Source organism: Bradyrhizobium sp. LHD-71, assembly GCF_031157255.1.
GTDB lineage: Bacteria > Pseudomonadota > Alphaproteobacteria > Rhizobiales > Xanthobacteraceae > P52-10.
The window spans coordinates 1-19,447 of record NZ_JAVIFX010000054.1 but is presented as its reverse complement, the minus strand read 5'-3'; the positions used below and the strand labels follow the sequence as shown (position 1 = coordinate 19,447).

Genomic DNA, 19,447 nt, shown 5'->3' with positions numbered 1-19,447 from the left:
TTGGTTGCGGCGGCCGCCTTGAGCGCTGCGGCAAACGTTCGAAAGCCGGATGCGGCAAGCTCGCTCAAAAGACCGCTCATGTCGCCGAAATGATGCGTCGGCGCCGCATGCGAGACGCCCGCCTCGCGCGCCGCGGCGCGCAGCGTCAGCCCCGGCAAGCCGTCGCGTTCGAGAATGGTTTCCGCCGCCTTCAGCAATGCTTCGTGCAGTGAACCATGATGATAGGGAGCTGCGGCTGCGACGACTGGTCGGGCCTCGCGCTTGCGGACGCCGCCCGCTGGCTTTTTTGCTCGCTTTTCCAAGTGCTTGACCGTCATCGCGCAGTTATGTCCGCCGGTTTTGACAGTGTCAACATTTGGCTTGACGGCTCCGGAGGGCAGGCCTAGCCTTATCTTTACGTTGTAAAGATAAGATGGAAGGGTCCAATGCCGCACGAGAGCGACGCCACGGTCAGCCGCAGCAACCTTGCGCCCATTCCTTTCGAATGTGACGCGCCGTTTTTGAAAGTCGCCGGCGAGTTGCCGCGCGAGCTCAACGGCACGCTCTATCGCAACGGGCCCAATCCGCAGTTCGAAGCGCCAGGCGCACACTGGTTTGTCGGTGACGGCATGCTGCACGCCTTTCACCTGGAGAACGGCCGCGCCAGCTACCGCAACCGTTGGGTTCGCACGCCGAAGTGGCTTGCCGAACACGACGCGGGCCGCGCGTTGTTCGGCGGCTTCGGTCGCAAGCTGCCTGATGCGCCGACGTCCACGATCAACGACGGCGGCGTCGCCAACACCAATATCGTTTTCCACGCGGGCCGCCTGCTCGCGCTGGAGGAAGGTCATCTGCCGACCGAGATCGAGCCCGGCACGCTGAAGACGCGTGGCTACGTGGACTACGACCAATCCATCGCCGGTCCCTTCACCGCGCATCCGAAGGTCGATCCTGTAACCGGCGAAATGATCTTCTTCGGCTACAACGCAGCGGGTCCGCTCACTGCGGCGATGTCGTTTGGCTCTGTCGACGCGAGCGGCGTGGTGACGCGCTTCGACCGGTTCGAGACGCCCTTCGCCAGCATGGTGCACGACTTCATCGTCACCGAGAATCACCTGTTGTTTCCGATCCTGCCACTGACCGGCAGCATGAACCGGGCGATGAGCGGCAAGCCTCCCTACGCGTGGGAGCCGGACAAGGGCTCGTATGTGGGCCTGATGAAGCGCGGCGGTAGCGCCAAGGACATCACCTGGTTCCGCGGCGAAGCCTGCTACGTCTTCCACGTGATGAACGCGTGGGAAGACGGCAACCGCATCGTTGCCGATGTCATGCAGTTCGAGGAAGCGCCCTTGTTCCCGCATCCCGACGGCCGCCGCACCGATCCGGAAAAATCACGCGCCCGACTGTGTCGTTGGACGTTCGACCTGTCCGGCAACACCGACCGCTTCACCCGCGACTACCTCGACGACGTCACCGGTGAATTTCCACGCATCGACGACCGCCGCGCCGGCTTCACCAACGCGCACGGCTGGTACGCCTGCGCCAATCCAAATCGGCCGTTCGTCGGCGGGCTCTCGGGCCTGGTGCACGTCGATGCAAGGTCGCGCGCGCGGCTTGCGCAGTACGTGCTGCCCGACGGCGACACGATCTCCGAACCGGTATTTGTTGCACGCCCAGGCGACGCCGCCGAAGGCGAAGGCTGGTTGCTCGCGGTGGTTTGGCGCGCCCGCGAGAACGTGAGCGACCTTGCGGTGTTCAACGCCACTGACATCGCAAGCGGTCCGGTCGCGCTGGTGCATCTCGGCCACCGCGTGCCGGACGGCTTTCACGGCAACTGGGTTGGCGCGAGGTGATCGCGGTCATCATTGGGTGGCTCTTACGCAGCTAGTTCTTCTCGAAGAGTATCGCCAGCCGCACAAGTTCGTCCTCGAACTCCTGGCTCTCGAGGTAGGGTGAGTTCTCCAGCACCGCCGCGCGGATCGCGCCGACCATCGCTCGCGTCAGCACGAACGCTGCGACGGGCGTCATCACCCGCGCGTTCGCGCTTTTGCCGCGTGCGGCCGCGCTGACGAGGAACTGCGCCACTTCATCGGCGCCCTTGTCCGGCGCATTCTGCCAGCGTCGCAGCATCATCATGACAACAATGCGGCGTGCACGCCGTCGCCTGGCGAAAGCGCCCACCAAAGTACGCACCACTTCGCGCACCGCGCTCTCCGAGTCCGCCGCCTCCACCTCGCTGAGCGACTTGACGATGGTGGCGACAATCTTGCTGCGCTCGCGCTCGGCGATCGCTTCGACGATCGCCTCCTTGTCGGCGAAGTATTGATAAAGACTGCCGATGCTGACGCCGGCGCGCTCGGCGATGCGGTTCGTGGTCAGCCGTTCCTCGCCGTCGCTTTGCAGAATCTGAGTGGCGGCCTCGAGGATCGCATCGACAGTCTGGGTCGCGCGCGCCTGGGTCGGCGATTTTCTCATCGTTTCAGAGCCTTGAGCCGTTGGCGACGGGATTGCGCAAGCGCGCGTTGAAAGCGAGTTCAAAAACTGAGGATCACTCATATACTGGACGAATTCGCTGACCGCGCAAGGGCTTTCAATGCCTGCGTGCAACAATTCCGCCGGTGGACGCGCATCGGCCGGGAATGCCCGGGCGGACCGGACCCGTGAAGCGGCGCGCGGCAAGCGATCCGGTTGACGCACGCTGCGATCTCGGCCACGAGTTCCTTGAGAAGGGCGTCCCTTCACTCAACCTTATGAGGATCAGATGTCAGTTGACGGAAACTGGAACATGACGCTGAGCACGCCGATGGGCGAGCGCAAGGCGACGCTGACACTCACGAGTTCCGGCAACACCTTGACCGGAACGCAAGCCGGCGATGAGGGATCTGCCGAGATCGCCGAGGGCAAGGTCGACGGCAACGCCGTCTCGTGGAAGATCTCGATCCAGAAGCCGATGCCGCTGACGCTTGACTTCAACGGCACGGTGAACGGCGACGCCATGGAAGGCCAGATGGGCGTCGGCTTCCTGGGCAACTTCCCGTTCAAAGGCACGCGGGCGTGAGGACATCCCGTCGTGTCCGTAGCCCGGATGAGCGCAGCGACATCCGGGACTGACTCTGTGACAACTCTCCCCGGATGTCGCTGCGCTCATCCGGCTATTGGTTACGGGCTCAATACCAGATCTGCATCTTCAGCCGCTTCGCGTCCTTGACGGCGCCGCTGCGCGGCAGGACGCGACCCGAATCGAAATCGCGCGCGGCGATCGCTGCCGCGCAGGCGTCGAGGACGTCATCGGCCTTGGCGCCGCTGCCATAAGTTAACGAAGCGACGCCATCCTTCGAACGCTTATGCCGCTCGACTTCGATCCAGCGCCGGACCTGCGTAAGGCCTTCCGCCCGTAAGAGTCCCATGCGCAATGCAAGTCCCTCTCTGGTCGACTTCGACGGTAGCGGCCTGCCGCCGTTCAGTCGCAAAAACACCAGCTCGGGGTGCACTTCGCGGATGCGCGCTTGCAGGCGCGGTGTCAGCAGCGCATCGACTTCGCAGATTTTCGGCCCCAGGCTCCAGAGTTGAACCGAAACGCCCTTCTCACCGCGTTGCTTCAGAATGCGATTGGCTTCGGCGTGAGACGGATGATCCCACAGTCCGCGCCGCGCGCCGGTGAACACGCGTGACGCATGTGGCCGAAGCAGCGCCCTCGCCTCCAGGTCGCACGCGCGCTCACCGCGCTCCGGCAAGCCGATCGGCATGTCGACGCCTACGCGATCGAAGCTGATCGCGGAAAGCTCGGCAATCGACCTGAGGAACAGGAGTTCGTGCTTTGCGCCGTTCAGCCGAACAGCGACCCATCCTCGAGCATATCCATCCAGACCCATGGCGATCATGCAGCCGGAAATAGCACGACACCGCGGGATTTCGCGCGCTTGCACCCCGACATCAAGCTTTCGACGTCCCCGCGAAAGCCAGACCCGGTATTCCAGAAGGTCAAAGACTCAATCGCGGGCGCTGCGGACGCTGGATGCCCGCCTTCGCGGGCATGACGGCAAAAAGCTGGTCACCCTTTAGGGGGCATCAAATAATCGGGCAGCGGCGTCTCTGATCTCGATCCTGGATCCGGCACTGGCTGTCCGGTCGTCTGAACGATCGGCAGCACGCCGGCCCAGCAGGGAAAATCGAGATCTTCATCATCGTCAAGCGGAGGTCCGGACCTTATCTTTGCTGACGCCTCTTCGATATCGAGGGCGAGCACGGACGTTGCCTTCATCTCCTTCGCATTCGGCAGGCGGACATCGTCCCAACGACCCTTGAGAATATGCTCCGACATAATTTTCAGCGCGGTAAGCTTCTCGTCACCTTCGACCAAAGAGGCGGAGCCCAGCACGACCACCGAGCGATAATTCATGGAGTGATTGAAGGCTGAGCGCGCCAGCACCAGCCCATCGAGCAATGTCACCGTCAGACAGAGCGGGATCGATGTTTTCAGCTGTTTCAGCATCCGGCTGGCAGCCGATCCGTGCACATACAGCCGCCGTCCGTCGCGACCGAACGAGGTCGGAATCACGAACGGCTGGTCGTCGACGGTGAAGCCGATGTGACAGAGGAACGTCGCGTCGAGAATCGACGCCACGGTCTCGTAGTCATAGTGGCCGCGGGTGGGGCGACGCCGCAGGCGAACCCGGTTTGTCTTCAATTCGTCCGTAGCCGTCTGCGTGGCTTTCATGTGCCCTACCCCAAATTCAAATCCCTTAGCCCGGATGGAGCGTAGCGCAATCCGGGGTCACCCCAAATTCAGCTCCTTGAAGAAGTCGTTGCCCTTGTCGTCGACGACGATGAACGCCGGGAAGTCCACGACCTCGATGCGCCAGATCGCCTCCATGCCGAGTTCGGGATATTCCACCGTCTCGACCTTCTTGATGCAGTGCTCGGCGAGGTTCGCGGCCGCGCCGCCGATCGAGCCGAGATAGAAACCGCCATACTTCTTGCACGCCTCGCGTACCGCCGGCGCGCGGTTGCCTTTCGCCACCATCACCATCGAGCCGCCCGCCGCCTGGAACTGATCGACGAACGAATCCATTCGGCCTGCCGTCGTCGGGCCGAACGCACCAGAGGCGTAGCCTTCCGGGGTCTTGGCCGGTCCGGCGTAATAGATCGGGTGGTTCTTGAAATAGTCGGGCAACCCCTCGCCGCGGTCCAGCCGCTCGCGCAGCTTGGCGTGCGCCGCATCGCGCGCCACGATCATCGTGCCGGTGAGCGAGACGCGCGTCTTGATCGGATGCTTCGTCAGCGTTGCCAGAATGTCCTTCATCGGCTTGTTGAGATCGATCTTGACCACCTCGCCGCCGAGCGAGCTCTCCTTCACCTCCGGCAGGTATTTCTCCGGGTGATGTTCCAGCTCCTCCAGATACACGCCGTCCTTGGTGATCTTGCCAAGGATTTGCCGGTCGGCGGAGCACGAGACGCCAAGCCCGATCGGCAAAGAAGCCCCGTGCCGCGGCAATCGGATCACGCGCACGTCATGGCAGAAGTATTTTCCGCCGAACTGCGCGCCGACGCCGAGCGATTGCGTCATCTTCAGGATCTCCTGCTCCATCTCGAGATCGCGGAACGCATGGCCATCAGCCGAGCCTTGCGTCGGCAACGCATCGAGATAGCGGGCAGATGCGAGCTTCACCGTCTTCATCGTCAGCTCGGCGGAGGTGCCGCCGATGACGATCGCCAGGTGGTACGGCGGGCACGCGGCCGTGCCGAGTGTCAGCACCTTCTCCTTCAGGAAAGCGAGCATGCGGTCACGCGTCAGGATCGACGGTGTCGCCTGGAACAGGAAGCTCTTGTTGGCAGAGCCGCCCCCCTTGGCCATGAACATGAACTTGTAGGCATCCTCGCCCTCCGCATAGATCTCGCACTGCGCGGGCATGTTGTTCTGGGTGTTCTTCTCCTCGAACATCGACAGCGGGGCGACCTGCGAATAGCGCAGGTTGCGCTTCAGATACGCATCGCGTGCGCCTTCCGCGAGCGCCGCCTCATCATCGCCTTCGGTGATGACGTTGCAGCCCTTCTTGCCCATGATGATCGCGGTGCCGGTGTCCTGGCACATGGGCAGCACACCGCCGGAGGCGATGTTGGCATTCTTCAGGAAGTCGAAGGCGACGAACTTGTCGTTATCGGATGCTTCCTTGTCGTCGAGGATGTTGCGAAGCTGCTTCAGGTGTCCCGGCCGCAGGTAGTGATTGATGTCGACGAAGGCCGCCTCCGACAATGCCCGCATGGCCTCGCGCGAGACCGCCAGCATCTCCCTGCCCAGCACGGTTTCGGTCCGCACGCCGTCGGTCGAGACCTTGCGATAAGGCGTCTCGTCCTTGCCGAGCGGGAACAGCGGCGTGTGCTTGTAGGGCGGGACGTTCGGGGGCGTCACAGGAGCATTCATGGAGGGCACCGTAGATACAGGTCAACTTCTTGCTCTTCTAAGCAGGTTTTTCGTACTTTTGAAGAGTTCAAAGGTGCCCTATTTGGTGCGCCAGGCATTCCAAATGCGGCCAACAAGACGCTCGTGTCGGGATTCCGATCACTCGCTCCGTGATTTCGAGGCCGGCAGAGCCGGAATCCTCGACAGAAGGCGGTGATCTCGACAGAAGGCGGTGATCAGGAATTCCGCATCCGCCACTCAGCGGCATGGAGCGACACGAATGAATCGAGTGTCAGCAGAGGACAGCAATGACCGTCGTTCGACCTATTTCGCAAACGGGATCAGGTGATGATACTGCTTCGGCACCGAGCTGCGATAGCGCTTCGGCACAGTGCCGCTCTCGACCGACTGATCGAGCTCGCCTTTCTTCGCGGTTTTTTTCCTTTTTGCCTCGACCAGAATGAGATCGCTGTCGGCTTTGAGCCTCATCGCACCTGCGACGGGCATGGCCGCGGCGGCGGGCAAGGAGGTGAGAACGATGGCGGCCGCAACAGCGGCAATCGGCAACAGCGTGATGCGGCAGTTCATCTGAAACCTCCTGTGACACCGGCGAGAGGCGCGGCGGGTGCACCCGATCACCGTCTGATTTTGACGCTTGGAGGTCTCGCAAGGTTCATCGGAATGTGGCGGCCCATCCACCCATCACAGCCGCCGCACCTCACCCGGTTCGCCGAGCGGGCACTCGAGCGCCGCGCGATCCCATCGTCCAAGGTCGGCGGCGGCCTCGTAGCTCGTCTGCAGAAAATCCATCAGCGCCTGCGCAGGCTCGCGCGCGGTCCGCACGGCATCGTAGGGCAGAATAAACTCGCCGAGCTCGTTCGAGAAGAAGGCTTCCGCGGGCCGCACCCTCGCCTCGGCGAAGCCCTGCGGTGCCGGATAGGCGTAGGAATAGAAGGCCGCATAGTCGAGCGCACCGCCGCCCGGCCAGAAACCTGCGCTGGAGACCTCATGCGAATAGGCCTCGCGCGCGACCGCATCAGGCAGATTGGGCACCCCGCCCGGATGCGGTGGCGCGCGCCGGCCGGAAAAGCGCGTGACCGCGAGATCAAAGCTGCCCCAGAAGAAATGCACCGGACTGACCTTGCCGACGAAGCCGGAACGAAAATGCGCGAAGACCTCGTGCGTGGATAAAAGCACGCGATGAAAGCGGACAGCGGCTTCCGCATCGTAGCTCGCGTGCAACGCATCGTCGGGGAAAGGTATCGCGTCCGCGATCTCGTTCGGCATCTCGTTGATGCGAACGTCCACGCCGAGAGCGCGAAGCGCGACCATCGCTTCCGTATAGAACTCGGCGACCGCCATTGGCTTCAATACCAGTTGTCGGAAGCGGCCGTCGCTGCGACGGAACCACAGCACGTGATCGATGAAGTCGAACTCGATCTCCAATGCACCGCCGTCCACCGGCATGGGACCTGTGCTCATGCCGCGCGCGGTCACATAGAGCGTGACATGCCAGGAATGGTTGAGCCACGGCGTCAGCACGAGCCGCACCTTGCCCACGATCTGCGTCCAGAGTTGCAGCGTCGCTGCAGTCTCCTTCCAGGCGGCATAAGGCAATTCGGGCCAGGCTTCGCTGACGTTCGACGGCATCGGGCGTCTTTCTCGCTCGGCTCAGCGACGCCCCCAGGTGTCATGGAGCGTCAGTTCAGGCGGCAAGCGGATGCTGTTCACGTTCGACCGCGAACACCGCCGTCGAGGTAAACTCATAGTCGCAGGCGCAGCACACCCAGACATAAGTGACACACCCCTTTCCGGGTTCCACCCAGACCGGGGTCGCGATCGGCTTGCCGCATTGGGCACATGGATTGTTGTGAGGTACGAAATCGGCCACACGCGTTGCGTTCATGGCGCGCCTCCCTGGCTGTGCTTTGCGCGCGATCATTGCCGAGCCGCGCGCGTCGTCAAGCCAATTCGCCGCTGCGTCGCATCAATGCGTCCGCGTCACGCTCCTTCGGCAGCGAATAATTTTCGAAAGCGCCATACCGGTGTCATAAAGCGTGACGCCTCGCTGCTCCTTGAGCGTCGGCGCGCGCCGACGGATAGATCCACGCACAACACTTCGGAGACGACATCATGCCGGACCAACGAACCTTCACTGGCGGCTGCCATTGCGGCCTTGTGCGCTATGAGTGCACCAGCGACCTTGCCATGGTGACAGCCTGCAATTGCTCGATCTGTACCAAGAAGGGCCTGCACATTACTTTCGTCGAGCCGCAGAGATTCAGGCTCTGCGCCGGCGAGGATTCACTGAAGGAGTACAAGTTCAATCGCCACGTCATCGCTCACCAGATGTGCAGCGAATGCGGCGTGGAGACTTTCGCCCGTGGCCAGAAGCCGGACGGTACAAGGGTGATCGCGGTCAACGTGGCTACCATCGACGGTATCGATCTGTCGACGATCAAGATGACGCCATTCGACGGGAAGAATATGTGAGTGCTAGTGCCGTCACTGCGAGCGAAGCGAAGCAATCCAGTCTGAAGTCGTCGCAAATGCCGCACTGGATTGCCTCGTCGCCATAGGCGAGCAAAACGGCTATGCCTCGCAATGACGTTACCGATCAAGCCCCTTGTAGCGTCGGAAGATGCCGTACTCGTTGAAAGCGATGCGCTTGTCCGATGCGAGGTACGTCTTGATCCGCGGGCGTGCCGCCACCCGCTCGCGCAGATCCAGAAGCAGCGGAATGCGTTTCTCAAATCGCTTCATCCGTTTCGGAAAGGCGTAACGCAGGCCTTCGACCAGCTGAAACAGCGACAGGTCGACGTAAGTCAGCTTGCGGCCCGTCACGAAGGGACCATTTCGCTTCAAGAGCCGTTCGAAATAGCCGAGATACTTCGGCACGCGGAGTTTCCAGAACTCATCCGTGCGGCGCTTGGCGGCTGCGCGCTGATCCTCGTAGTACAGCGTCGGCCCCAGCGGATGATGAGTGTCATGCACTTCGGAAACGAAGTCGGTGATGGTGAGCTGCAAGCCGTGGAGCGTGAGCCTGCCCGCTTGCGTCTTTGGCGCCAGGCCGTGCCGATCACCGAGAAACAACAGGATGTTCGCGACATGGCTGACGACGAGATTGCCGTCCTTGAGAAACGGCGGTGCGAAGGGTGGCGTCGCCAACCGCCGGCCCTCCATCAGCTTTTGCATCTTCGGAACGCCGTTCCTGCCGCGGCGGGCGACATCGACGTAATTGGCGCCGGCCTCCGCGAGCGCCAGGCGGACGAATTCGCCGCGCCCTTGGATCATCGGCCAGTAATAGAGCTCATAAGCCATGCTGCCGCCTCCCGTTCGCTTCTTCGAGGCAAGAAGACACGGCGAGGGGCGACGAAGTCAACAGCTCTCGTCATTGCAAGCGAAGCGAAGCGACGCCGTTCTTCGAACGCCTATGCAATGACGAGTGTCGCAGCGCTTCGCTCACCATGACGGCCAAAAAGAAAACGGCGGCCCGTGGGCCGCCGTTCGAAACTCGCGATGATCGTTTGACTCAGTGCGTCTGCTGGATCGCCGACAGCATCCAGTCGGCGTTCTTCGGACGCACGAACGTCCAGAGCTCGGTCGCCTCAGTCGGCTGATCGCTGCCTTCGACGACGCGGCCCGTGGCATGCTCGATCGTCTTGTCGACCAGCGCGAAACGCATCGCGACGGTCGCATAGTCGTCGCTGCCCTCGTGCCAGGCTTCAGCCAGATCACCTTGCAGCAGCTTGACGTCGGTCACCTTGTTGACCAGGCCCTTCGCTGCGTTGTCGGCGAGATCAGCCGTGAAGTACTGCTCCATCTCAGGCGTCGTCAGGCGTGCCAGCGTCGTCTTGTCCTCATTCGACCACGCAGTCTGAACGTCGCCGAGCAGGCGCTCGAAGGCATCGTAATCGTCGGGCGTGATCTTGATCGGACCGCGCGCGACCGGCGCCGCAGCGCCGGCACCCGTACCGGCAAGTCCGCCGCCAAGGCCACCGAAACCGCCACCCTGCGGCGCGGGCCGATCCTGCTGCGGCGAGCGACCGGCGTCGATGTTTGCCGGGCCGCTTGCGTAGGACGGCGCGTTGCGGCTGCGCCACCAGCGCAGCGCGAACATCGCCACCAGCGCGATCAGGCCGACCTGCAGCAACAGACCGAGGAACGAGGCGAGACCGCCAAGTCCGCCGAACAGGCCGCCACCGAACAGCATGCCAAGCAGACCGGCGCCCAGGAAGCCCGCGGCGAGGCCGCCAAGCATGCCCATGCCCGGCCGGTTGAACAGCCCACCCGTGGTCTGAGGCGCGGTGGTCGGAGCCGTCGGCTGCGCCTGCGAGCGCTGAATCGGCTGAGCCGAACCGGGCGCCGTTTTCGTTGCCGGCGGCGCCGAGAACGTGTTCGAGCCGCGCGAGCCTGCGCTACCGCCACGGCCGACGCGCGCGTCGGCAACCGACGAAATGGCGATCGCCGTCGGCAGCGCCAGAGCCATGACAACCGCAAACGCCTTGAAAGATGCGCGAATGCGCTTCGAAGACATCATCTTGAATCCCTTCCGTCCCCCGACATGGGGAGTGGCCCATAAAGTGGGCATATGCGGGGGAAAGTGAAGAGCCTGAGTGCCGCACCCCTGCGGCTCTCGGTCGCGGCCGAAAGTGCCCTTTTCGCGACCGGAGCGGGACATTTTGTGGTGCGCCGCACCCAGAAATGGTTGGTGCTCGCAGATCAAGCCTTCGCGATGGTGTCCTTCACCTGTGCGACGAGCTGCGACAGCGTGAACGGTTTCGGCAGAAACGCGAACTGCTCGTTGGCCGGCAGGCTCTTCTCGAAGGCGTCTTCGGCATAGCCCGAGACGAAGATGACCTTCAGCGTCGGATTGCGGCTGCGCATCTCTTTCAAGAGCGTCGGGCCATCCATCTCCGGCATCACCACATCCGACACCACGAGGTCGATCTTGCCGTTCTGCGCTTCAAGCACCTCGATCGCCTCGACGCCATTGGCCGCTTCGACGACGGTGTAGCCGCGTGAGCGCAGGCCGCGCGCATTGAGCGATCGCAACCCGTCTTCGTCTTCGACCAGAAGAATTGTCCCCTGCCCGGTCAGGTCCGTCGGACGCTTGTCCTTCGGAGTATCGGTCGCGGCTCCGTCAGCGGCCGTCTCCGGCTCGGGGACGTGGCGCGGCAGGAAGATGCGGAACGAGGTTCCCTTGCCCTCTTCCGAGAAGACATAAATGAACCCACCGGTCTGCTTGATGATGCCATACACCGTCGACAGACCAAGCCCGGTGCCTTTGCCGACCTCCTTGGTCGAGAAGAATGGTTCGAAGATCTTGTCGACGATCTCGGCAGGAATTCCGGTGCCCGTGTCGCTGACTTCGATCAACACGTAGTCCGCAGCCGGCATTCCCTTGTACGAGAAACGTTCCGCCTCCTGCGCGTCGATGTTCGCCGTACGCACCGTCAGCGTTCCGCCATCTGGCATTGCGTCGCGCGCGTTGACCGCAAGATTGACGATCACCTGTTCGAATTGGGAGACGTCGACCTTGACCGGCCAGAGGTCGCGGCTGTGCACGGTCGCCAGCTTGACCTTCTCGCCGATCAGCCGGCGCAGTAGCATTGTCAGGTCGGACAGGGCGTCGCCTGGATCGAGCACCTGCGGCCTCAAGGTCTGCCGCCGCGAGAAGGCGAGCAACTGCCGCACTAGGGAGGCCGCGCGCGTCGCGTTCTGCTTGATCTGCATGATGTCCTGGAAGGACGGATCGGTCGGCTTGTGGGCCGAAAGCAGGAAGTCGTTCGCCATCATGATGGCCGAGAGCACGTTGTTGAAGTCGTGCGCCATGCCGCCGGCGAGCTGGCCGACCATCTCCATCTTCTGGGCCTGGTTCACCTGGTTGACCAGCGCACGTCGCTCGGTGGTCTCGAGCAAGTAGATGATCGCGGCTTCGGCATCGCGCTCGTCGCTCTCGACGCCAGTGACAAAGAACTCGCCCCATCGCTCCTTCGGCCCGGCGAGCAACGCCTCGACCGGCTTGATGTCGCCCTGCCCCTCGGCAGCTCGGGCGATCGTCTCGCTCAACTCGTCGCCGTCGCGCTCGCTCAGAATCGCGCGGATTGATTTGCCGCGCAAAGCTTCCACCGAAAGTGTCTGAGCCAGCTTGGCAAAGCGTGCGTTGGCGCGCACGACGGAACCCGATTTGTCGACCGTCGCAATTGCCATCGGCGTGTGATCGAAGAATCGCATGAAGCGCACTTCGGCGGCACGCTGCGGGTCCACGCGCTCGTCGCGGGCCCGGTTGATCACGATCGAACGCGAGGCGCCCGATGCGCCGTCCGCGCCGAACGCCAGCTTGTGATAGATGCGGACCGGCAAGGTCTTGCCGCTGCGGGTGCGCAGGTCGAGGTCGAACACTTCCGTCTTCACCTCGCCCGGCGCCGGTACGATGCCGGTCAGCAGCGCCGCGCCGTCCCCCGAGACGATATCGGTCAGTTTCAGCCCGCCGGAGCCGATCTCGGCGAGATCGTAGTCGAGCCAATGCGCCAGGGTGGCGTTGACGTAAGGAATGGTGCCGGACGGATTTGCCGAGAAGAAGCCTGTCGGGGCATGATCGAGATACTCGATCACCTGCTGCAGGTCCTGGAACACGCCTTCCTGCCGCTCGCGGTCGCGGGTGATGTCGGCGATCGACCAGACGGAGAAATCCTGATCCTTCTTGCTTTCGCCCAGCGGACGCACGCGCATCCTGAGCCATCGCCCTGAGACACCGTCAGGTGCGATGACCCGCACCTCTTCCTGCTGACGTCGACGTTCTCGCGAGGCCTTCAACAGGCGGAACACCGCCTCGGAGACCTCGGGGTTCCCAACAAAGACCCGTTCGACCGGCCGCGCTTCCTCCGCACGTTCCGCTCCGGTCAGGGCCTGATACGCGCGGTTTGAATAGACGACGCGTCCATGCGCATCGACGACGACGATGCCTTCCGGCGAACTGTCGCCGATGCTCCGGGTGATCGGATCGTCAACGCTGCGGTCGGCAAAACGGACGATCCCTGCCGCGAAAGCAAACAGCGCAAACAGGCCGATCATCGCCAGAAGCGCGAGCAGCCCGAGGATATAGGGCTGCGCCTGCACCCGGCCGAGCCACATGAAACCGACCGCGGCGGCGACGACTGCCGCAGCGACCGCCAGCACCAGCGGCACGCTCCCGCTCCGCCGCGTCCCAGCGCTCGTGTCGCCCAGGGGATGCGGCTGATCGCTTCCGAGAGTCATTGTCATGCAGCCTGCGCCACGTCCCTTTGAGCCATTATTGCCTTGTATGCGCGCGAATCAACGCCTCACTGCCTGAATCGCGGTTCCAAGCCAAGAGTCGCGAATCGAAAAACGCCGGGTGAGTCAAAAATGCATCGCAGGGTCAACCTGCCTCCGCCCCTCTCGGGCTTCGGCGTGACAAGCCCGTCAGCGCCTCAATCCGGCAAAGCCGCGCTTCAACCGCATGACATAGCCGATCACTTCGGCGACCGCCTGATAGTGCTCGACCGGGATCTCGTCGTCGATTTTCACGGCGGCATGCAGCGCCCGCGCCAATGGCGGGTTCTCGATCACGGGCACGTCGTTGTCTTTCGCGACCTGCCGGATCTTGAGCGCGATCGCGTCCATGCCCTTGGCGACGCAGATCGGCGCGGCCATCCCCTGCTCGTATTTGAGCGCGACCGCGAAATGGGTCGGGTTGGTGATGACCACCGAAGCGGTCGGCACCGCTGCCATCATCCGCTTCTTGCGGCGGGCGTCACGCAGCTGGCGCAGCCGGCCCTTGATGTGCGGGTCACCCTCGGACTGCTTGAACTCCTCCTTGATCTCCTGCAGCGACATCTTCTGCCGCTCGAACCAGGTCCGGTACTGGAACAGGTAATCGGCGATCGCGACAGCCGCGAGCATCGCCACCACGGTTCCGAGAAGCTGCAGCGAAAGCGTCCTGCTGACGGTGACGATCGACATCAGGTCCATCCGCACCATCGCATCCAGCCGGTGCCGCTCCGGCCAGAACACCATCGTCATCACGGCGCCGATGGCGGTGACCTTGAAGATGCCCTTCAACAAGTTGGCCCAGGCCTGTTTGCCGAACAGCCTTTTTGCACCGCTGACCGGCGAGATCTTGTTCAGGTTCGGCTTTAATGACTCGGCGGAAAGCACCAGCCGGTGCTGCACGATGTTGCCGAAGATCGCCGCGATCACCAGGATCAGCAGCGGCACACCGAATGCCGCGGCGATCGCGTGTTCGATCTTTTGCAACAGCAACAGCAGCGCCGGCCCGTCAGTCTCGATCCGATGAGCGTTCTCGATGAGACCGCGCAGCGGGACCTGCATACTACCGATCGAGCCGGAGAACGCCGACAGCACGAGTGTGCCGCCGGCAATGATGAACCAGGTGTTGACCTCCTGGCTCTTGACGACGTCGCCGCGCTCCAGCGCATCGTCGAGGCGTTTCTGGGTCGGGTCCTCGGTCTTTTCGGACTCGCTCTCGTCAGCCATGCGTGCTCACCTCCGCGGCGCAAGCTCGTGCATGATGACGACGAAGTAATCGAGGAACGTTCCCATCATGGTTGCGATGACCGCGACAAGAATCAGAAAACCCAGAAGGATCGATAACGGCGCGCCGACAAAATAGACCTGCATTTGCGGCATCAGCCGCGCCAGCACGCCGAGCCCGAGATTGAACACCATCCCGAACACCAGGAACGGAGCGGAGAGCTGCACGCCGATCTTGAACGCCAGCGCAAAGGCCTTGGTCGCCAGCGTCGCCACGTCGCCCGAGGAGATCGGTTCGCCCGGCTTGAAGATCGTGTAGCTCTCGGTCAGCGCCGCGATCACCAGATGATGCAGGTCGGTGGCGAACAGTAACGTGATGCCGAGGATCGTCAGAAGGTTGCCGACGACGATCCCTTGCTGGCCCTGGGTCGGATCGACGGCGGTGACGAAGCCGAGGCCGAGCTGCTGGGCGATCACGGAACCAGCCACTGTCAGCGCCGAGATCGTGACGCGGGCCGTCGCCCCGAGAATCAGGCCAACCAGGATTTCGTGCACCAGCAGCACCGGCAGCGGCGCGAGGTTCTCCAGGTTGACCTGATAGGCGTTCCGATGCAGCGGCAGCAGGATGAGAGTGAGTGCGAGCGCGATGCCGAGCCGGATACGGACCGGAACGTTCACCTCGCCGAGCCCTGGCATCAGCATCACCATCGTGCCGATGCGCGCGAACACCAGCAGGAAGACGGCGGCGAGCGCAGGGAGAAACGAGACGTCGATGCGCATGCGCCACTGGACCTGAGGCCTTTACGTCGCCTCTGCCCTACCCTCCGATGATTCGCGAGGAAATACGAAGCATGTGGCTGTGCAGCGCATCTGCCATGAATGGCAAGGCCAGCACCATGGTGATGAAGATCGCAAGTATCTTCGGCACGAAAACCAGAGTCATTTCCTGGATTTGCGTGAGCGCCTGAACAAGCGAGATCACCACGCCGACGACGAGGCCGACCACCATCAGCGGCGACGAGACAAGAACGATGGTCCAGATCGCGTCACGGGCGACGTCAAGGACTTCAGGGCCGGTCATGGAATGTCGCTCCGTTTGCACGCCGAAGCGTGATGAAATCAGACCTCGGTGTCGTCCCCGCGAAGGCGGGGATGACGCCGAGCGTTCGTGGTGTCGGCGTTCAACCTAAACTCATCATGCTTCAGATCGGCATCCGCATGATTTCTTCGTACGACTGAATGACCCGGTCGCGCACCGACACGAGTGTGCTGACCGCGACTTCCGTTTCGGCAACCGCGGTGACCACGTCGACGATGTTGGCCTTGCCGGATGCCATCGCGAGCGTCTGGGTATCGGACTTGCGGCCGGCCTCGACCACGCTGCCGATCGAGTCCTTCACCATCGATGCGAACGATGCTCCTCCGGCCTCGGTCGTTTTGCCGGCAGAGCCGCCATCGACGATGCGCGCAAGAGAGGCGTAGGCGTTGGCCGCAATGGATGGCGATGCCATGGTTCAGTGCTCCTGATCAGGCCCAAAGAGTCCGGTTCACGCCCGGAGAATGTCGAGGGTGCGTTGGATCATCCGTCGCGTCGCTGAGACGACGTTCAGGTTGGCTTCGTAGGACCGCTGCGCCTCGCGCAGGTCGGTCATTTCCACCAGCGAATTGACGTTCGGGTATTTGACGTTGCCATTCGCGTCCGCCGCCGGATGGCTCGGCTCGTATTTGAGCTTGAAGTCGGAATTGTCCGGCCGGATGCGCCCCATGGTCAGCACGCGCGCGTCGAGCGACCGATCGAGCTCGGATGAGAAGGTCGGAACCTTACGCCGGTAGGGATCGCCGCCTGGCGTTGGCGCAGTCGATTCCGCGTTGGCGATGTTTTCTGCGATGACGCGCATCCGCCCGGACTGCGCCCGCAGGCCGGAGGCCGCAATCCCCATCGATCTGAGAAAGTCCATGCGACGGTTCTCCAGTTGCCTTCAGGCCTGCTCAGCGCTTGCCTATTGCGGTCTTCAACAACCCGAGACTGCGGGTGTAGAGCGATGTCGCCGCCTGATAGTCCATCTGGTTCGATGCGACCTTCAGCATCTCGTCGTCCAGACTGACCGCGTTGCCGGTGGGGCGGGTTTCGAAAGAGGCCTTGCGGTCGAGCGCAAAGCTGGTGTCGCCGGCTGAAAAGCCGATGTGGCCCGGATCGGTGCGCACCATCGTCAGAGGCGGCCTGGCACCCTTGCCCAGCGCCTCGGCGTCCGGACGCACGAGGTCCCGCGCCTGATAGTTCGGGGTGTCGGCATTCGATACGTTTTCGGCGAGCAGGTGCTGGCGCTGCTGATGCCACTGCATGCTGGCGCGCAGGGCGGACAGCCCGGGAATATCGGAAATTGCCATCGGCAGCCCCTCGGTTCCCTGCTCCTAGGCGGATCAGGGTGGGCAGAATTTGCCGGGTGTATGGTTAACGTCGGGTTAAGGAACTCCGAACGTCGAATTGCGGCATTAACGCCGCATTAACTAGCCAAGTCGTTGAATAGCCACGCGCGATAGTGTTTCAGTCTCAGGCGTTATTGGTTTATTAAGGACAACGGGTGGCTGGACTTAGGGTGCGAGCGGGCAGGTCCTGCCGCTCGGCGTTAACCAAACAGGTCCGTGCTCGCACATCGTTCGGCTCTGGCCCGCAAGCTTTAGGGCCTGATTCACGCAGCTCCTCTGGTGGGGACAAATGGAAATGCAATCGGCTGCTGGTTTCTTTTTCGCCTTCATCGTCGTTCTGGCACTGATCGGCCTGGCGACATGGTTGGTGCGGCGATTCGCCGGCAACCGGATGGGCTCGGGACCTAATCGCGGACGGATGCCGCGGCTTGCAGTCGTCGACGCCGCTGCGGTCGATGGACGCAGACGGCTCGTTCTCGTGCGCCGCGACAACATCGAACATCTGTTGATGATTGGCGGCCCGAGCGACATCGTGATCGAGCCGAACATCATCCGCGCGACTCCGGCGCAGCAACAGCTGACGCCGCGCGCGCCGCTGCCGCCGGTGGCCGAGCAACCCTGGACCGACAGTGAGCCGCCGCGTCCTGAACCGCTCGAACATGATGAACCGATGCCGCTGCCCGAGCCTCCTGCGCGGCCGACGCGGCCGGCCTTTGCCGAAGAGATGCGCCGCTCTCCTGGTCCCGAGCGGCGGCCCGACCCGCTCGCGGGCTTTTCGCCCGAGCCGATGGTGCGACCTGAGCCTGCTCTGCGCGAGCCGCCACGTGTCATGCCGCGTCCTGAGCCCGCGCCGCCGCCGCCGCGTCCTGCACGACCCGAGCCGCAGAAGGCAGCGCCTCCGATTCGTACCGCCGAGCGCCCCGCCGCCCCGCCGCCGTCCCAGGTCTCGGCCGCCGACAAGAATCTCGCCGAGATGGCGCAGCGGCTCGAAGCCGCGCTGCGGCGTCCGGGTGCCAACCCGCGCGCGAATGCGAATGAGCAGATCTCCATCGACCGCGTCGGTGCGCCACCTGTCGCGCCCGAAGGTCCCGGTCGCGCTACCCCGCCGCGCGCACCGACCTCCGAGCCCGCGGCAACCGACGCTCCGGAGAACGAGAAGCCGCCTGCCGACGCACCGAGGTCGCAGTTCAAGAACCTCGAAGATGAGATGGCAAGCCTGCTCGGCCGTCCGAAGACCCCCTCGTGAGGCCGGCACAAACCGCGCGTAGAGTACTCTCCTTAACCGCAATCGTCCTGGCCGCCGGCATTCCCGGCGGGCCGGCGCTTGCGCAGGACATCAGCATCAACCTCGGCCAGGGCGGCGGCGTCACCGAACGCGCCGTTCAACTCATCGCCCTGCTGACGATCCTGTCGATCGCCCCATCGATCGTCGTGATGATGACCTCGTTCACCCGCATCGTCGTGGTGCTCTCGCTGCTGCGTACTGCGCTCGGCACCGCGACCGCGCCGCCGAACGCCGTGATCATCGCGCTGGCGCTGTTTCTCACCGCCTTCGTGATGGGACCGACGCTGCAGCAGTCTTACGACAACGGCGTCCGCCCGCTGGTTGCCAACGAGATCAACGTCGAGCAGGCGCTGGAACGCGCCGGCGGCCCCTTGCGCGCCTTCATGCAAAAGAACGTGCGTGAGAAGGACTTGAAGCTGTTCATGGACCTGTCGGGTGAACCACCGCCGGCGACGCCGGAGCAGATGTCGATGCGCATCCTGGTGCCCGCCTTCATGATCTCCGAACTGAAGCGGGCGTTCGAGATCGGCTTCCTCCTGTTCCTTCCCTTCCTGATCATCGACCTCGTCGTCGCTTCGGTGCTGATGTCGATGGGCATGATGATGCTGCCGCCGGTCGTCGTCTCGCTGCCGTTCAAGCTGATCTTCTTCGTGCTGGTCGACGGCTGGACGCTGGTTGCCGGCAGCCTGGTGCAGAGCTACGGCGGAAGTTGACGCCGAGCTAGAGCATTTCATTGCTTAATTGAATCGGAGGGGATTCCGGTTTTGGGCGATTTGTGATTCAAGATGCTGGCTGGATTGGAGGCCAGCATCGCATGAGCCGACCTCTATCGCTGGATC

General features: G+C 63.1%; 22 protein-coding genes. 5 read left to right on the top strand and 17 right to left on the bottom strand.

Features of this window, described 5'->3' with window-relative positions:
- Window positions 1-317 (bottom strand): TetR family transcriptional regulator (locus tag RCO31_RS34000; protein ID WP_308972824.1); only part of this gene is annotated, 317 nt, incomplete at its 3' end.
- A gap of 108 nt (window positions 318-425) precedes the next feature.
- On the opposite strand from RCO31_RS34000, the gene RCO31_RS33995 reads away from it, so the two are divergent.
- Window positions 426-1,832 carry a carotenoid oxygenase family protein gene (locus RCO31_RS33995; protein WP_308972823.1) on the top strand — a complete coding sequence of 469 codons (1,407 nt, stop codon included), beginning with the start codon at window positions 426-428 and terminating at the stop codon, window positions 1,830-1,832.
- A 31-nt stretch (window positions 1,833-1,863) separates the two neighbouring features.
- Here the strand turns inward: RCO31_RS33995 and RCO31_RS33990 are convergent, their stop codons facing one another.
- Entirely contained in the window at window positions 1,864-2,454 is a 591-nt protein-coding gene (locus RCO31_RS33990) for a TetR/AcrR family transcriptional regulator (protein ID WP_308972822.1), read from the bottom strand.
- A gap of 286 nt (window positions 2,455-2,740) precedes the next feature.
- Between RCO31_RS33990 and RCO31_RS33985 the strand changes: the two genes are divergently transcribed.
- On the top strand, window positions 2,741-3,037 hold the full coding sequence (locus RCO31_RS33985; protein ID WP_308972821.1) for a hypothetical protein: 297 nt from the start codon (window positions 2,741-2,743) through the stop codon (window positions 3,035-3,037).
- Between the two features lie 109 nt (window positions 3,038-3,146).
- Here the strand turns inward: RCO31_RS33985 and RCO31_RS33980 are convergent, their stop codons facing one another.
- The 6 genes from RCO31_RS33980 to RCO31_RS33955 all read right to left on the bottom strand — a co-directional run bounded on the left by RCO31_RS33980 (window position 3,147) and on the right by RCO31_RS33955 (window position 8,285).
- Entirely contained in the window at window positions 3,147-3,851 is a 705-nt protein-coding gene (locus RCO31_RS33980; protein WP_308972820.1) for a DUF429 domain-containing protein, read from the bottom strand.
- A 179-nt stretch (window positions 3,852-4,030) separates the two neighbouring features.
- Window positions 4,031-4,696, bottom strand: coding sequence for a pyridoxamine 5'-phosphate oxidase family protein (locus RCO31_RS33975; protein WP_308972819.1), 666 nt, complete (start codon window positions 4,694-4,696; stop codon window positions 4,031-4,033).
- Between the two features lie 57 nt (window positions 4,697-4,753).
- A complete protein-coding gene (locus tag RCO31_RS33970; protein WP_308972818.1) occupies window positions 4,754-6,400 on the bottom strand; it encodes a fumarate hydratase in 1,647 nt (548 codons plus the stop codon).
- 303 nt (window positions 6,401-6,703) lie between these two features.
- Complete coding sequence (locus RCO31_RS33965; RefSeq protein WP_308972817.1) at window positions 6,704-6,967, bottom strand: hypothetical protein; 264 nt, start codon at window positions 6,965-6,967, stop codon at window positions 6,704-6,706.
- Window positions 6,968-7,081: 114 nt separating this feature from the next.
- Window positions 7,082-8,029: a DUF5996 family protein gene (locus tag RCO31_RS33960; RefSeq protein ID WP_308972816.1), complete on the bottom strand. Its 948-nt coding sequence runs from the start codon at window positions 8,027-8,029 to the stop codon at window positions 7,082-7,084.
- 55 nt (window positions 8,030-8,084) lie between these two features.
- Window positions 8,085-8,285, bottom strand: coding sequence for a hypothetical protein (locus RCO31_RS33955; protein WP_308972815.1), 201 nt, complete (start codon window positions 8,283-8,285; stop codon window positions 8,085-8,087).
- Window positions 8,286-8,512: 227 nt separating this feature from the next.
- Here RCO31_RS33955 and RCO31_RS33950 point away from each other — a divergent pair, with 227 nt between their 5' ends.
- Window positions 8,513-8,872, top strand: a complete 360-nt coding sequence (locus RCO31_RS33950) for a GFA family protein (RefSeq protein WP_308972814.1) — start codon at window positions 8,513-8,515, stop codon at window positions 8,870-8,872.
- A 117-nt stretch (window positions 8,873-8,989) separates the two neighbouring features.
- On the opposite strand, the gene RCO31_RS33945 is transcribed toward RCO31_RS33950, so the two are convergent.
- The 9 genes from RCO31_RS33945 to flgB form a co-directional block, all read right to left on the bottom strand.
- Window positions 8,990-9,700 (bottom strand): glutathione S-transferase, encoded by a 711-nt coding sequence (locus RCO31_RS33945; protein WP_308972813.1) that lies wholly within the window; start codon window positions 9,698-9,700, stop codon window positions 8,990-8,992.
- Between the two features lie 211 nt (window positions 9,701-9,911).
- Window positions 9,912-10,970 (bottom strand): Tim44 domain-containing protein, encoded by a 1,059-nt coding sequence (locus tag RCO31_RS33940; protein ID WP_374991575.1) that lies wholly within the window; start codon window positions 10,968-10,970, stop codon window positions 9,912-9,914.
- A 131-nt stretch (window positions 10,971-11,101) separates the two neighbouring features.
- A complete protein-coding gene (gene cckA, locus RCO31_RS33935; RefSeq protein ID WP_308972825.1) occupies window positions 11,102-13,639 on the bottom strand; it encodes a cell cycle histidine kinase CckA in 2,538 nt (845 codons plus the stop codon).
- A 186-nt stretch (window positions 13,640-13,825) separates the two neighbouring features.
- Entirely contained in the window at window positions 13,826-14,899 is a 1,074-nt protein-coding gene (flhB, locus tag RCO31_RS33930; RefSeq protein ID WP_308972811.1) for a flagellar biosynthesis protein FlhB, read from the bottom strand.
- A gap of 6 nt (window positions 14,900-14,905) precedes the next feature.
- Complete coding sequence (gene fliR, locus RCO31_RS33925; protein ID WP_308972810.1) at window positions 14,906-15,676, bottom strand: flagellar biosynthetic protein FliR; 771 nt, start codon at window positions 15,674-15,676, stop codon at window positions 14,906-14,908.
- A 37-nt stretch (window positions 15,677-15,713) separates the two neighbouring features.
- On the bottom strand, window positions 15,714-15,977 hold the full coding sequence (gene fliQ / locus RCO31_RS33920) for a flagellar biosynthesis protein FliQ (RefSeq protein ID WP_308972809.1): 264 nt from the start codon (window positions 15,975-15,977) through the stop codon (window positions 15,714-15,716).
- A 121-nt stretch (window positions 15,978-16,098) separates the two neighbouring features.
- The gene (gene fliE / locus RCO31_RS33915) at window positions 16,099-16,407 is read right to left on the bottom strand and encodes a flagellar hook-basal body complex protein FliE (RefSeq protein WP_308972808.1); all 309 of its coding nucleotides are present in this window, start codon (window positions 16,405-16,407) and stop codon (window positions 16,099-16,101) included.
- 36 nt (window positions 16,408-16,443) lie between these two features.
- Window positions 16,444-16,854, bottom strand: coding sequence for a flagellar basal body rod protein FlgC (flgC, locus tag RCO31_RS33910; RefSeq protein ID WP_308972807.1), 411 nt, complete (start codon window positions 16,852-16,854; stop codon window positions 16,444-16,446).
- A gap of 31 nt (window positions 16,855-16,885) precedes the next feature.
- Window positions 16,886-17,284: a flagellar basal body rod protein FlgB gene (gene flgB, locus RCO31_RS33905; RefSeq protein ID WP_308972806.1), complete on the bottom strand. Its 399-nt coding sequence runs from the start codon at window positions 17,282-17,284 to the stop codon at window positions 16,886-16,888.
- Window positions 17,285-17,618: 334 nt separating this feature from the next.
- Here flgB and RCO31_RS33900 point away from each other — a divergent pair, with 334 nt between their 5' ends.
- Both RCO31_RS33900 and fliP read left to right on the top strand, forming a co-directional pair.
- A complete protein-coding gene (locus RCO31_RS33900; RefSeq protein WP_308972805.1) occupies window positions 17,619-18,569 on the top strand; it encodes a flagellar biosynthetic protein FliO in 951 nt (316 codons plus the stop codon).
- Window positions 18,566-19,321: a flagellar type III secretion system pore protein FliP gene (gene fliP / locus RCO31_RS33895; RefSeq protein ID WP_308972804.1), complete on the top strand. Its 756-nt coding sequence runs from the start codon at window positions 18,566-18,568 to the stop codon at window positions 19,319-19,321. Before RCO31_RS33900 ends, fliP begins: the two co-directional genes overlap by 4 nt.
- Window positions 19,322-19,447: the final 126 nt, after the last annotated feature.

Excerpts from the sequence above, each read along its gene's own strand:
- RCO31_RS33945 (WP_308972813.1), bottom strand. The coding sequence starts at position 9,700 with ATGGCTTATGAGCTCTATTACTGGCCGATGATCCAAGGGCGCGGCGAA.
- RCO31_RS33960 (WP_308972816.1), bottom strand. The coding sequence starts at position 8,029 with ATGCCGTCGAACGTCAGCGAAGCCTGGCCCGAATTGCCTTATGCCGCC.
- RCO31_RS33980 (WP_308972820.1), bottom strand. The coding sequence starts at position 3,851 with ATGGGTCTGGATGGATATGCTCGAGGATGGGTCGCTGTTCGGCTGAAC.
- flgC (WP_308972807.1), bottom strand. The coding sequence starts at position 16,854 with ATGGACTTTCTCAGATCGATGGGGATTGCGGCCTCCGGCCTGCGGGCG.
- RCO31_RS33990 (WP_308972822.1), bottom strand. The coding sequence starts at position 2,454 with ATGAGAAAATCGCCGACCCAGGCGCGCGCGACCCAGACTGTCGATGCG.
- RCO31_RS33975 (WP_308972819.1), bottom strand. The coding sequence starts at position 4,696 with ATGAAAGCCACGCAGACGGCTACGGACGAATTGAAGACAAACCGGGTT.
- flgB (WP_308972806.1), bottom strand. The coding sequence starts at position 17,284 with ATGGCAATTTCCGATATTCCCGGGCTGTCCGCCCTGCGCGCCAGCATG.
- fliE (WP_308972808.1), bottom strand. The coding sequence starts at position 16,407 with ATGGCATCGCCATCCATTGCGGCCAACGCCTACGCCTCTCTTGCGCGC.
- RCO31_RS33965 (WP_308972817.1), bottom strand. The coding sequence starts at position 6,967 with ATGAACTGCCGCATCACGCTGTTGCCGATTGCCGCTGTTGCGGCCGCC.
- fliR (WP_308972810.1), bottom strand. The coding sequence starts at position 15,676 with ATGCGCATCGACGTCTCGTTTCTCCCTGCGCTCGCCGCCGTCTTCCTG.
- cckA (WP_308972825.1), bottom strand. The coding sequence starts at position 13,639 with ATGACTCTCGGAAGCGATCAGCCGCATCCCCTGGGCGACACGAGCGCT.
- RCO31_RS33985 (WP_308972821.1), top strand. The coding sequence starts at position 2,741 with ATGTCAGTTGACGGAAACTGGAACATGACGCTGAGCACGCCGATGGGC.
- RCO31_RS33995 (WP_308972823.1), top strand. The coding sequence starts at position 426 with ATGCCGCACGAGAGCGACGCCACGGTCAGCCGCAGCAACCTTGCGCCC.
- RCO31_RS33950 (WP_308972814.1), top strand. The coding sequence starts at position 8,513 with ATGCCGGACCAACGAACCTTCACTGGCGGCTGCCATTGCGGCCTTGTG.
- flhB (WP_308972811.1), bottom strand. The coding sequence starts at position 14,899 with ATGGCTGACGAGAGCGAGTCCGAAAAGACCGAGGACCCGACCCAGAAA.
- RCO31_RS33970 (WP_308972818.1), bottom strand. The coding sequence starts at position 6,400 with ATGAATGCTCCTGTGACGCCCCCGAACGTCCCGCCCTACAAGCACACG.
- fliQ (WP_308972809.1), bottom strand. The coding sequence starts at position 15,977 with ATGACCGGCCCTGAAGTCCTTGACGTCGCCCGTGACGCGATCTGGACC.
- RCO31_RS33940 (WP_374991575.1), bottom strand. The coding sequence starts at position 10,970 with ATGCCCACTTTATGGGCCACTCCCCATGTCGGGGGACGGAAGGGATTC.
- RCO31_RS33900 (WP_308972805.1), top strand. The coding sequence starts at position 17,619 with ATGCAATCGGCTGCTGGTTTCTTTTTCGCCTTCATCGTCGTTCTGGCA.
- RCO31_RS33955 (WP_308972815.1), bottom strand. The coding sequence starts at position 8,285 with ATGAACGCAACGCGTGTGGCCGATTTCGTACCTCACAACAATCCATGT.